Raw genomic sequence first — 13,052 nt, 5'->3', positions numbered from 1 at the left:
TAACTTGTTTTTTTCATTCAGGTTGGAGGTAAAATGCTTAAGGAAATTGTACAATTTACGGATTTATTGGAAGAAAATGGTATTATTGATGAGGGGAAAAGAAGATTAAAGACTATGGATAATCCTTTTTTAATTATTCCGATTAATGAAGAGAAAAAACAGATAGAAGCTAATAAAATGTATTTTGTTATATACAGTAAAGAACAAGATAAAGATGATAAGGGGAAAAAGAAAGAATTTTGGCAATTAGATGAGAGTTCAAAAGAATTATTGGAAGTGATTTCAATTCCACAAGATATTCCAATAAAAATAATTAGCGAGATAGACGACGATTTAAAAGAAATTATTTATGATTTTAATAACTTGACCAAGAAACTGGGAGGAGACTCTAGGGGCAATAAAAGCATCGGTGGTAACAGTGGTACCAATTCGTACAATTTATTAATGTTTAGTTTTAAAAAAGAAGTTCTTAAGGCAAAAGATAAGTTCTCAAAGTTAAAAAATACTTATAATAATGAAGAAAATATAAAAAATGCACTTCCTGAAAATATAAGTGATGACGAAATAAAAAAATGGTCAGGTTTATTAAAATTGACAGACGAATTTGTTGATACTGCTTTTGATTTGATAAATAATTTTTTGTCAATAGAATATAGGGAAAAGAATAAAATTAAAAAAATAGAAAAAAAACTTAAATCCATAAACTTTATTTTTTTAATCAAAAACAAAAATAATTATAGTATATGGTACAAAGAATATTTGAATAAAAAAATATTTAAAAAAGAAGACTCTAGTTATATTTATAATGGCCAATGTCCAATATGTAAAGCAGACAAGCAAGAACTTTCTTTGCCTGATACATTCCATAATTTGAATGATAAAAAGCCCTTTATTTTACATATAGACAAAAAATCAAGATTTAATACTGGTGTTTGTAGAGAGTGTGCTTTGAAATTACATTATTTCCAAGTGTACTTTCTTGGCGCTCTTAGAGTTAATTTCTTTCCATTATTTATTACCCTTGATGGAAAAGTAGATAATGATCTTAATAGAGAAAATATTGCTCTTTTTAAAGAAGAAAATGGAGAGCTACAAAAGATTTCCTTTAGAGATATTATGAAGAAGGTTTACGAAAAATATAACGATGCAATTTATGATTTTTATCTGGTGATGTATAACGGCAAATCAAGATTTATAGATGTAGATTATGTTACTGGGTATCGATATAAGTATAGAAATATGAGTGTGTTTGAAATAGAAAATTTACTTAGTTCACATCTAATTATTGGATATACTATTGATGGAAATGATAAAAAGAAGGTGAATATAGAAAACAATTTGCTGACTCAGAATTATTTTTCAGAGAAAGTTGATACAGGTGACAAGATTCTTGATGGATTATTATGCGAATATAGGACTAGGATATTTGAATTTGTTTATCGTGCAAAATATAGTACATTACACAAAAAAGATTTTCAAGATATCTATCTCAGAGTGTTACATAACATGTTGAGAGGTGCTTATCGAGTGGAGATTGAAGAAAATGTATATAAAAAATTATGTAATGCTTTTCTCAGGCTCGATGAAGAATTTTACGGAGATTTTAACCGAAAATTAGGTAAAATTAGAAAAGCCCCTTGTTTCTCAGAAGAAGCATTAATGTATAAACTGGGTAGTCAGGTGCGTTTTTTGTACAAAAAAAACAAAAGAGATGAAAACAAAATAAATCCCTCTGATGTAGAACCATATTTTTATTATTCTCGTATAAGTCAATACATGGAGATGTTTATAAACCTTTTTCATAGAGTAAAAAACGAGTTGTCTTTTGAAAATATTTCTCTAAAAAAAGAACTGGCAGAACTTTTCAAAATGTTTGGAAAGTTTTTAAACAACGAAGTTACCGATAGTTTAAAAACTTTTTTTTATCTCGGATATTTCAGAGTGGGAGAATACAATGAATATTAATGACGACAAAGAACTTGGAATTGCTATGGGAAAGCTGGCACGCTTAATAAGTCTTGCAAAGAATGAAAATAGAAATTTATCAATTGGGACATACACACAATTTGTTAATATATTGGTAATGATTGATATATTAAGAAAGTCGATTTGTGCGTTGGAGTCGAAAAAAATAGATATACAGGAAATGGTTGTTATGTTTAACGAGGTGTGCGAATATTTACATAATACTAAAATAAAGCTCGTTAATGAAAATATCAAAAAGGGATTTTATATAGGATATTTCCGTGAAAAGGAGGAAAATAATGAGTGACTATAAAGAAAAAGATCCAAACTATGATTTTGGTTATCAGGCCGGTCAATTGGTGTATTACTTGTTTTATCAGTCCGAAGCTGAGGGTAAAACACATGGGATGTTGGAACCTTTTAGGGATATTCGCGATGTGAAAACACTTTTTAAAAAACTTGAGGAACTTTTTCAAAACTATAAGCACAAGATATGGTTGGGAAACAGAGAATTTAACAGCATGTTTGCAAAGGTAGCGGAGTATGTAGCCTCTAACGAGAACCAGTTGTTTGATAATAAAATAAAAGCCGGCTTTTATGCAGGCTATTTTGATGACAATAAATTGTTTTCAAAAAACACAGAAAAAGGAGATAAAGATGAGTATTAATCAAAGCAAAGCTGCTCAAAAAAATAGCGATCAAAATAATAAACAAGCAACACAGTTCGGTAGTGGTAATAACACTGAATTTAAAAACAGAGTCTATGGCCTTGTAATTATCAAAAGTGAGCTTAGCAATTGGAACGCTGATTTTACAGGATACCCGAGGCGTTTGCCGGATGAAGACGCAACCATCTATGCAACGGACAAGGCATTAAAGTATGCAATCCGTAATTATTGGGTAGAGAAGGGAAAAACTGTGTTTGTGTGGAGATCAAGGTTGTCAGATGGGAAGTTGATGACAAGAGATCAGAGAATGGAATACATAAAATCCATTATTTTACCTCATGAATTTAGTAAGCAAATTGAAGAAATTATAAATGATAAGTCCTTTAAAAAAGATCTATATACTAAAAATAAGGATAAAGATGAAAAAGAAATAGATAACTTATTTAAAAGTGAGGGTGGAAAATATCTGTTAAATAAGTTAAAAGAAGTAAAAGATGATTATAAAGATAACAAAGAGCTAAAGAATACTGCTAAAGAAATTCTTGCTTTGTATAAATTTGAGAATAATCTTAAAATATTTTCATCGTGCATTGATACAAAACTATTTGGAATAACTTTTACAGGAGAAACTCCAACTGATTTAACCGGTCCTGTTCAAATAAGCTATGGTATTAATGGATTAGTCAATAACACTGTGTTTGTAGATGGTATTTTAAGTCCATACCCCACAGGGGATGACTCTACTCAGGGAGGCTCTATAGGTAAAGAGAGTAAAGTCCTTGAGTCTTATTATGTATATGATTTTTCCGTCAACCCCAAAAACCTCACAACCCACTACGAGGATAATGAGACTTTAAAATCTATGTTAAAAATCACAGAGGAAGATATTTCCGACCTCAAAGAAGCATTAAAGAAAGCCGCTACAAACCTTAATACAACATCAAAACAGGGTTCGGACAATGTAATGCTCTTGTGGGTTGAGGTAGATGATGACAAGGTTTTGCCAAACATGAAAAGCCTTGTAAAAATCACTAAAGGCAACGATGGTAAAGCCATAGTAGATTTATCCCAAGTGATGGAAGTTTTGGAAAGCAAGGGAGTAAGAAATAATGCAGAGGTCTATGCGGAAAAATCGTTGATAGATGTTGTAGGAGTTGAAGGAAAAGATGTAGAGGATCTGTAAAATGAAAGCTTTTTCTATTGACCTAGTAGGTGACATGGCTTTTTTTAAGAAAAATGATACCAATGACATGATTTTTATGAGTTATAATTTTATCCATCGTCCCGTGATACTAGGTATTTTTGGAGCAATAATAGGATATAAAGGATATGGACAATCCGGAGGCCAATTTCCGCAATATTATAACAAATTAAAGCATCTCAAAATAGCCATACAGCCTCATTACAACAAACCTTTAAAAAAAGTAATTACTGTACTTAACAATGCCTCGGGGATGGCGTCTGACGAAGAAGGAGCATGGCAGGTAAGAGAACAAGTTCTGGTAGGAGAGCCTTATATTCGCTACACTGTTTATGTGCTTTATGACCAAGCTGATGAGGAATGCCAGAAATTAAAGGAAAATCTTAACGCTGGTAAAGCAGTTTACCTTCCCTATTTCGGAAAAAACGAATTTCCCGCTTATTTTGAGAATTTTCAGGACCACAAAAGTGTGTCAACTCTCAAAGGAAATGATTACCGAATCTTTCATTCCATTGTGCTCTCTGATAGTGTTGAAAAAAAAGAATCTTCATGGGGTGATATGGATTTCTTCAGTGCAAAAAGCGAGGAGTTTGCGATTTACGAAAACCTTCCTGTGGATTTTGATCAAAACGGCTATTATCGTAAAGAACTGGCTGTCTGGACAAGCCGAAAATTAAAGCCCAAAAAAAATAGAGAGAAGCCTGTCCTATTTTATTCTGTAGATGATAAAAATCTGCAATTTATAGGAGGTTATGTTGACTCTCTTTGATAAAAAAGCAGATTTTAGTAAATACTACGCTCATTCCAGCAAGGAAAAAGAAAAAGAGCCTTTTGTAGAGCATGCAGAAAGGACACTTAAATATTGGAAGAAAATCAACCAATTATGGGAGACAGAAAACCTTTTCCGATCATTACTTATTTCTTTGTTACCCAAAGAAGATGTTGATTCTGTTTTTGACATATTGGGAGAAATTGTCAGGTGGCATGATTTGGGAAAACTTACTTTTGATTTTCAAAAAAAGCTTGATGGAGAAGAAAACAATACAACTCACAGTGATAAGAGTTTTGTCACCTTATTATACTTGCTTGCTTTAAAATTGGACAATCAGGAATTGAGCAAAAAAAGTTTTATTCTTTTAACTATTCTTTTATATTCGGTATATAAACATCACGGGAGCCTAAACAATGTCGTGCTTGATTTACAGGAAATGCGATTTAACAAAACAGATAAAGAACAAATAAAACATATACTCAGTGTATTGGGCATTGAGATTGCAGAAGGAGATTCAATATTCGAGGCACTTTTTAACGGTATTTTCTGTAAAAATCTCAGCAAAACATTTGAAGCCCAGAGTTCAAAAGACTTGTTAAATAATTTTGATATGTACACTTTGCTCAAACTCTTCCATTCCACATTAATCAGTGCGGATTATTTTGCAACAATGGAGTATCATCGTGGAGAAGAATTTGCTTTTAATGTTATAGATAAAAAGCTTTTTGATAATGCTTGGAACTCTTTTCATTCAGTAGAGAAAATAAATGGGAAACACAACTTTAACCCAGCCATAAAGAAAGAATATGATGAGCTGAAAAATATAGAAATTGAACATATTGAAATAAATAATAGTAAATCAGAAGCCTTAAACAAAGTCCGCTCCTGGCTCAATGTACGAGCGGAAGAAAATTTAAAATCAAATTTTAATAATCAAAGCAATGTTTATTTCCTAAATATCCCTACTGGCGGAGGAAAAACCAATATATCATTAAGGCTTGCGCTGAGGATTATAAAAGAAAAGAAGAATATTAAAAAACTTTTTTATGTATTTCCTTTTATAAATCTCATTGATCAGTCTTATGATTATATTGCCGGATTTTGGGGACAGTATAATGTCGCAAGACTGGATTCTCAGTTTATACCGCAAAACAATAAAGAAGATGACGATTATAGTTTTGCTTATGCAAGGTATATTGATCAACTGTTTTTTAATAAACCGGTTTTGTTTTTAAGCCATGTAAAATTCTTTGATTTGTTTTTAAGAAATGCAAAAGAACCCAACTACAATTTTTATCAACTTTCCAACAGTGTGGTAATTATTGATGAGATTCAGGCCTACAATGACAAAGTATGGACAGAAGTTATAACACTTTTAAACGAGGTTGGGAAAAGGCTTAACACCTATTTTATAGTTATGAGTGCCACCTTGCCTCAGTTAGAAGACTTACTGGAAAATGAGAGCAAAAATATTGTTTATCTTTTTAATAATGATTTAAGGGAGCAAATATTTAATCATGAGGTTTTTAAGAGAACCAGGATAAAAGTCAATATCAAGAATCTTAAAAAAGACAATCTGATAGAAAAAATGGATAATTTTATACAAAAAGATCAAAACATAAAAAAAATTCTCATTGTCTTTAACACCGTAAAGGATTCCAGAGAGTTTTTTGAGGAAATAAAAAACAAGTTTGATGGTTTTAAGAAATTACTTTTAAATTCTACCATTTTAAAAGACAAGCGAGAAAGAATTATAAAAGAATCAAAAGACGATACAAGGATGATTCTTGTATCCACACAGTCTGTAGAAGCCGGTGTGGATATTGACTTTGACCTGGGATTTAGAGAGTATGCTCCTCTTGATTCTATCATGCAGGTAGCTGGAAGAATAAACAGAAATAATAAAAAAAATATATGTGACTTGTATGTGTTTAATGATGAGAGAGAAAATAATCTAAATACTTCAACAATGGTTTATCGCGGAGTGAAGAAAGGAAAAATTACAAAAGAGATAAGAGAATATTGTAAAAATATAGAAGATATTGAAATATCAGAAAACTCTGTAGAAGAATATTTTGCAAACATCGTAGGAGAAATAAAAAAACAAAATAAAAATATATTTGTAGAAAATTCTGCAGAGAATATCAAAGATATGAAGACTCTTTATTTTAAGAATATTGATGGAAAAATAAGGTTGATAGAAGGAGATAATATTTCTCTTTTTATTCCTTATGATGATAATGGAAAAAAATTATGGGAAGAATATGTAAGCCTATTTGAATCCAGCGAGAATGACCCAATTAAAAGAACAATAGAAATAAAAAACAAGCAAAGAAAATTGATTCCTTATGTAATCAACATTTTTAATTCTTGGATTAATGGAAAAATTAAAATGGGAGCTTTATTAAAATCCGAAATTCAATATGGGTTTTATTATTGCAATGATTGGAGGAAATATTATGATATTGAAAAGGGACTGGATTTAGAAAAATTTAAAGAACAAAAAATCGGAAGAGAATTTGAGATTATATGAAAAATGAACTACAAATCACTTCTTCTATTATAGAAGCCTATATTTTTTGTAAAAAGCAAGCCTGGTTAATGTCGCGTCAGATTTCAGGAGATCAATATAATGATTTCCTGGCTATAGGTAGATTAATTTCAGAAGAAAGTTTTAAGAGAGATAAAAAGGAAATTTTGATTGATGGTGGGAAAATTGATTTTGTGAGAAATGATGATGGAGTTCTTACACTGGTAGAAGTTAAGAAAAGTGAAAAATTTTTAGAGGCTGCTAAAATACAGCTATTATATTATCTTTTTCGTTTAAAAAATAAGGGATATATTGTAAAAGGGGAGATACATATCCCAAAATCAAAGAAGGTTTTTCCCGTAGAGATAAATGAAGAAAATGAATTCAATTTAAAGAGAATACTAAAAGAAATAAATGAGTTATTAAATAGAGAAAAATTACCTGCAATAAAATTTTCTTCTAAATGCAGGAATTGTTCCTATTTTGAATTTTGTTGGAGTTAATAGCATGCTAGAAACTCTTTATATATTTACAAGTGGGCATCTTAAAAGAAAGGACAATACTATATTTTTTGAGACAGAAGAAGGAAAAAAGAGGTTTATACCAGTAGAAAATACAAAGGAGATTTTTGTATTTGGAGAAGTTTCTTTTAATACAAAACTTTTAAATTTTTTGACTCAAAAAGAAATAATTCTTCATTATTTTAACTATTATGGATACTATTCTGGAAGTTTTTATCCTAGGGAGCATTATAATTCTGGCTTTATGATTTTAAACCAAGCTAGAGCGTATGATAATTTTGATATGCGTTTGTATTTGGCAAAAAGGTTTGTAGAAGGTGCAATTAAAAATAGCTTAAAAATACTTAAGTATTATAGAAGGAGAGAATACGATCTGGACAGCGAAATCGAAATGTTGGAAGATGTTTTATTAAATATAGAAAAGTGCGTAAATATTGATGAACTTATGAGTTTTGAAGGTAAAGCAAAAGGTGTTTATTATAATAGTTTTAATAAAATACTTAATAATAAAGATTTTTATTTTGAAAAAAGAACTCGTAGACCACCAAAAGATCATTTAAATGCTCTTATTAGCTTTATAAATAGTTTAATGTATACTTATGTCTTAAGTGAGATATATCAAACCCATCTTGATCCCAGAATTGGTTTTTTACATGCGACTAATTTTAGAAGATTCACTCTTAACTTAGATATTGCTGAAATATTTAAAGTAGTTATTGGGGATAGGCTTTTGATTTCTCTTATAAAACATGGAGTGATATCCAAAAAGGATTTTGATAAAAGTGTTGGGAGATTGATATTGTCAGATAAAGGAAAGAAGAAAATTTTAGAAAAAATGGAAGAATTTTTGTCCAGAACTATAACTTATAGAAAAATAAATAAAAAAGTTAGCTATAGAAGACTTATAAGGCTTGAGCTGTATAAATTGGAAAAATATCTTATTGGTGATGAAGATTATAAACCTTTTGTGATGGAATGGTAAAATGTTTGTCATTTTATATTATGATGTTAACCAAAAAAGATGTGGAAGGATGCTAAAATTATGCAGAAGGTACCTGGAATGGGTCCAAAATTCTGTTTTTGAAGGAGAGATTACGAGGGCTAGGTTGGAAAAGTTGAAAAGTGAGATTAAAGAGGTCTTGGTAGAAGAAGAGGGTGACTCAGTGATAATTTATTCTTTTAGAAGTTTACTTTATAGTCATCGGGAAGTGCTAGGGAATGATAAAAAGGAAGATACGCAGTTTTTGTGAAATTCTGTCGGGTTGAGATGGTGAGAAAAAGTGCTTGGTATGACAGAAAAAATGTAATATTTAGTTCTTAAAGGAGGCAAAAAAAAGATTTTCTTGAAAAATAAAAAAATTTTTTTTAAATATTTCGTTGGTTATTACATTACCTATGAGGAATTGAAACATAGCTAGCTTTAATGGAGAATTATATAATAACTTTGTTATTACATTACCTATGAGGAATTGAAACTCAATTTAATGTATTATTAGAAAAACCTATTATTAAGTTATTACATTACCTATGAGGAATTGAAACAAGAAGAAAGTGATGTTACTGGGTATAATTGGTTTGTGTTATTACATTACCTATGAGGAATTGAAACTTGTTTTTTAACAACACCAAGCCTATAAAAAAAATCCCGTTATTACATTACCTATGAGGAATTGAAACAAGTTATATTGCGGCAAAGCCAAGATCTCTTCTTTTGTTATTACATTACCTATGAGGAATTGAAACTTCTCTCCCTTGCTTTTTCCAGAGCTTCCCCTAATTCGTTATTACATTACCTATGAGGAATTGAAACATCTATAATCACACTTACAAGTAATTTAGAAGTAGCAGTTATTACATTACCTATGAGGAATTGAAACAAAGATATTGAGGCTATAAAAACTAATTATGAATCTAGTTATTACATTACCTATGAGGAATTGAAACTTTAACTTTTTAGCAGCGTTGACCTTAAACCCCCTTGTTATTACATTACCTATGAGGAATTGAAACCCATATTTAAAATCCCACAATTCTTTATTATGACACCCGTTATTACATTACCTATGAGGAATTGAAACATATCAGCTAACACTAGTCCAAAACTACTTATTCCTAGTTATTACATTACCTATGAGGAATTGAAACTTATAATATCGCCTTTTCTTTAATACAAGTAGTTTTGTTATTACATTACCTATGAGGAATTGAAACTTGATATAAATATCTCCATCAATATGGCATTTAACCAGTTATTACATTACCTATGAGGAATTGAAACTTCTTCTAGTATTGTTAATCTTTGCTGCTAACTTAACGTTATTACATTACCTATGAGGAATTGAAACATAGCCGCCTTGATAGATGATTGTCTTTGGATAGAAAGTTATTACATTACCTATGAGGAATTGAAACAAAAAATCCCTGGCATATTTATTTAAATCTAATTTAGTTATTACATTACCTATGAGGAATTGAAACTAGTGATAATATCAACCCCACTTTCCCACAAATCCCAAGTTATTACATTACCTATGAGGAATTGAAACGTTATTATTGCAAGAGACTAACCAGAATATTTTTGCAGTTATTACATTACCTATGAGGAATTGAAACTTCTAAGTCTTCTAGGATTTTCTCAGGTGTCATTTGGTTATTACATTACCTATGAGGAATTGAAACAACTTCCAGAAATATCCTTCTTCTTTTATATTGTGAGTTATTACATTACCTATGAGGAATTGAAACCCGACAGCATCTTTTCCAAGTGTAAAATTGGAACAGGGTTATTACATTACCTATGAGGAATTGAAACAGGTCAAAGCCTTGAGGATGTCCCTCGTCCCATACCGTTATTACATTACCTATGAGGAATTGAAACATGGCCGCCTTGATAGAAGATTGTCTTTGGATAGAGTTATTACATTACCTATGAGGAATTGAAACACAGTTATTTTAAAATATCTTCAAATAATATTAAAGTTATTACATTACCTATGAGGAATTGAAACTGGTTTCGGGGAAAACAGATAAAGCAAAAGATGTTTAGTTATTACATTACCTATGAGGAATTGAAACATATTATCCATGTTTATATGGAATCAAAGGTGAAAGGTTATTACATTACCTATGAGGAATTGAAACACCCAAATATTCTTTAGGAAAAGGTATAAGAGAATTGTTATTACATTACCTATGAGGAATTGAAACAGTTTTTGTTGTCCCAGTTTTATTTTCTAAGGGAGCGTTATTACATTACCTATGAGGAATTGAAACAGATAAGTAGTTGAACTAAATACAACACAAGAGGAAGTTATTACATTACCTATGAGGAATTGAAACACGTTTTCTCTATAATACTGGGAAACCGCATTTACAGGTTATTACATTACCTATGAGGAATTGAAACAGAGTCGAATAAGGCATATTATCCCCTTTAGACCGGGGTTATTACATTACCTATGAGGAATTGAAACAGGTTAAAGAGGGCACAGGTATCGCACTTTTTAGCGGTTATTACATTACCTATGAGGAATTGAAACGACCTTAAAAGGCCAGGAAGCTCCTGCTGCTGGCTGGTTATTACATTACCTATGAGGAATTGAAACCTGTATTGTATTGGTTTTCTGGCTTCGTGCTTTGCGAGTTATTACATTACCTATGAGGAATTGAAACAACTACATATTGAGCACAAGAGACAGCAGGAAAAGCGTTATTACATTACCTATGAGGAATTGAAACATATCTGATATTGATGATTATAATGCTTGAAATAGTGGGTTATTACATTACCTATGAGGAATTGAAACTTGTTACAGTCCCAAATAACAGGCGTTCCTCTTAGGGTTATTACATTACCTATGAGGAATTGAAACAAAGATTCCGTTGCTTGGAGATGCTGATTGGGTAAAGGTTATTACATTACCTATGAGGAATTGAAACCCATTTTGACAATACTCAACTAGAAGATTAGCCACTGTTATTACATTACCTATGAGGAATTGAAACAAAGAAAGGCCAGATTTACACATTTTAACTGTAGAAGTTATTACATTACCTATGAGGAATTGAAACATCAATTCCTCCATTAACTTCTTTACCTTTTTAATCGTTATTACATTACCTATGAGGAATTGAAACTTATAACCCGTAGCATATAAACCATCTGCCTTTAAAGTTATTACATTACCTATGAGGAATTGAAACCACTTCCTTTAGGGGCTGGAGGAAGCAACATTTCTTGTTATTACATTACCTATGAGGAATTGAAACATCGGTCTATATTGTGGATTTATGCTTTTAAGAATAGTTATTACATTACCTATGAGGAATTGAAACTTTGTTTAATATCCTGTGCTACCAAAACCACCTCTGGTTATTACATTACCTATGAGGAATTGAAACAAAATTAGAATATGTTTTTTCTTCTCCAAAGGACTAGTTATTACATTACCTATGAGGAATTGAAACTGTAAAGTTTGTAATTTTCTCCATAATTTGTATTTTGTTATTACATTACCTATGAGGAATTGAAACACCAGCTTTTCGTCCTTGTAGTACTTTTTGTTTGTGGTTATTACATTACCTATGAGGAATTGAAACGGTCTATCTGCGGACCTAAAGTCACAAACACTTCTAGTTATTACATTACCTATGAGGAATTGAAACTGCACTTAAACAGGCCAAAACCGCTATGGTTTCCAGGTTATTACATTACCTATGAGGAATTGAAACGCGCTTGCATTCCTGGAAAAGTCCTGAACAATATCGGTTATTACATTACCTATGAGGAATTGAAACTTGGTTGGCAGCCTGCATTATAAGATTTATGCCAGGTTATTACATTACCTATGAGGAATTGAAACTGCATTAAACTGTTTGAGGTTGCAGGATATACCAGCGTTATTACATTACCTATGAGGAATTGAAACAGACTCTTACTTGGAACAAATAAACAAATTGACAATGTTATTACATTACCTATGAGGAATTGAAACCTGTTTTGACTCAAAATTATATCTGTAAAATCTAAAGTTATTACATTACCTATGAGGAATTGAAACGTGTTAATTGGAATATCAACCCGCTTAGCCATTCCAGTTATTACATTACCTATGAGGAATTGAAACATCAATTCCTCCATTAACTTCTTTACCTTTTTAATCAGTTATTACATTACCTATGAGGAATTGAAACACACTATCTATTATTTCCGTTATTTTTTTAATACTTGTTATTACATTACCTATGAGGAATTGAAACATGCTCGTTAATTGAGTATTTAATTTGTCTAAGTTGCGTTATTACATTACCTATGAGGAATTGAAACCCGACTGAGCTATATTCTGGCCTCGACATCCCCAGGGGTTATTACATTACCTATGAGGAATTGAAACCT

Annotated in this window: 9 protein-coding genes and 1 CRISPR repeat array; all 9 genes read left to right on the top strand. The window is 31.0% G+C overall.

The features are described from left to right. The first annotated feature begins 33 nt into the window (after nucleotides 1-33). The 9 genes from ACTCIM_RS05860 to cas2 are packed head-to-tail and all read left to right on the top strand — an operon-like array spanning nucleotide 34 to nucleotide 8,907. Nucleotides 34-1,965, top strand: a complete 1,932-nt coding sequence (locus ACTCIM_RS05860) for a hypothetical protein (protein WP_472314413.1) — start codon at nucleotides 34-36, stop codon at nucleotides 1,963-1,965. Then, nucleotides 1,955-2,272, top strand: a complete 318-nt coding sequence (locus ACTCIM_RS05855; protein ID WP_472314410.1) for a hypothetical protein — start codon at nucleotides 1,955-1,957, stop codon at nucleotides 2,270-2,272. The genes ACTCIM_RS05860 and ACTCIM_RS05855 overlap by 11 nt, the downstream gene beginning before the upstream one ends. Beyond that, nucleotides 2,265-2,633 (top strand): hypothetical protein, encoded by a 369-nt coding sequence (locus ACTCIM_RS05850; RefSeq protein ID WP_472314408.1) that lies wholly within the window; start codon nucleotides 2,265-2,267, stop codon nucleotides 2,631-2,633. The genes ACTCIM_RS05855 and ACTCIM_RS05850 overlap by 8 nt, the downstream gene beginning before the upstream one ends. Next, on the top strand, nucleotides 2,623-3,816 hold the full coding sequence (locus ACTCIM_RS05845; protein WP_472314406.1) for a type I CRISPR-associated protein Cas7: 1,194 nt from the start codon (nucleotides 2,623-2,625) through the stop codon (nucleotides 3,814-3,816). The genes ACTCIM_RS05850 and ACTCIM_RS05845 overlap by 11 nt, the downstream gene beginning before the upstream one ends. A 1-nt stretch (nucleotide 3,817) precedes the next feature. Continuing rightward, nucleotides 3,818-4,603 (top strand): hypothetical protein, encoded by a 786-nt coding sequence (locus tag ACTCIM_RS05840; RefSeq protein ID WP_472314403.1) that lies wholly within the window; start codon nucleotides 3,818-3,820, stop codon nucleotides 4,601-4,603. Then, nucleotides 4,587-7,139: a CRISPR-associated helicase Cas3' gene (cas3, locus tag ACTCIM_RS05835; protein ID WP_472314401.1), complete on the top strand. Its 2,553-nt coding sequence runs from the start codon at nucleotides 4,587-4,589 to the stop codon at nucleotides 7,137-7,139. Before ACTCIM_RS05840 ends, cas3 begins: the two co-directional genes overlap by 17 nt. Next, a complete protein-coding gene (cas4, locus tag ACTCIM_RS05830; RefSeq protein ID WP_472314398.1) occupies nucleotides 7,136-7,639 on the top strand; it encodes a CRISPR-associated protein Cas4 in 504 nt (167 codons plus the stop codon). Before cas3 ends, cas4 begins: the two co-directional genes overlap by 4 nt. A gap of 4 nt (nucleotides 7,640-7,643) precedes the next feature. Continuing rightward, nucleotides 7,644-8,639 carry a type I-B CRISPR-associated endonuclease Cas1b gene (gene cas1b / locus ACTCIM_RS05825; RefSeq protein WP_472314396.1) on the top strand — a complete coding sequence of 332 codons (996 nt, stop codon included), beginning with the start codon at nucleotides 7,644-7,646 and terminating at the stop codon, nucleotides 8,637-8,639. A 1-nt stretch (nucleotide 8,640) separates the two neighbouring features. Beyond that, nucleotides 8,641-8,907 carry a CRISPR-associated endonuclease Cas2 gene (cas2, locus tag ACTCIM_RS05820; RefSeq protein WP_029687671.1) on the top strand — a complete coding sequence of 89 codons (267 nt, stop codon included), beginning with the start codon at nucleotides 8,641-8,643 and terminating at the stop codon, nucleotides 8,905-8,907. Nucleotides 8,908-9,037: 130 nt separating this feature from the next. Then, nucleotides 9,038-13,050: direct repeats of the CRISPR family, unit length 30 nt; unit sequence GTTATTACATTACCTATGAGGAATTGAAAC. Between the last annotated feature and the right edge of the window lie 2 nt (nucleotides 13,051-13,052).

This window comes from Desulfonauticus sp. (assembly GCF_055126295.1).
This window is presented reverse-complemented; position numbering and strand designations above follow the sequence as displayed.

Excerpts from the sequence above, each read along its gene's own strand:
- ACTCIM_RS05860 (WP_472314413.1), top strand. The coding sequence starts at position 34 with ATGCTTAAGGAAATTGTACAATTTACGGATTTATTGGAAGAAAATGGT.
- ACTCIM_RS05855 (WP_472314410.1), top strand. The coding sequence starts at position 1,955 with ATGAATATTAATGACGACAAAGAACTTGGAATTGCTATGGGAAAGCTG.
- ACTCIM_RS05850 (WP_472314408.1), top strand. The coding sequence starts at position 2,265 with ATGAGTGACTATAAAGAAAAAGATCCAAACTATGATTTTGGTTATCAG.
- ACTCIM_RS05845 (WP_472314406.1), top strand. The coding sequence starts at position 2,623 with ATGAGTATTAATCAAAGCAAAGCTGCTCAAAAAAATAGCGATCAAAAT.
- ACTCIM_RS05840 (WP_472314403.1), top strand. The coding sequence starts at position 3,818 with ATGAAAGCTTTTTCTATTGACCTAGTAGGTGACATGGCTTTTTTTAAG.
- cas3 (WP_472314401.1), top strand. The coding sequence starts at position 4,587 with ATGTTGACTCTCTTTGATAAAAAAGCAGATTTTAGTAAATACTACGCT.
- cas4 (WP_472314398.1), top strand. The coding sequence starts at position 7,136 with ATGAAAAATGAACTACAAATCACTTCTTCTATTATAGAAGCCTATATT.
- cas1b (WP_472314396.1), top strand. The coding sequence starts at position 7,644 with ATGCTAGAAACTCTTTATATATTTACAAGTGGGCATCTTAAAAGAAAG.
- cas2 (WP_029687671.1), top strand. The coding sequence starts at position 8,641 with ATGTTTGTCATTTTATATTATGATGTTAACCAAAAAAGATGTGGAAGG.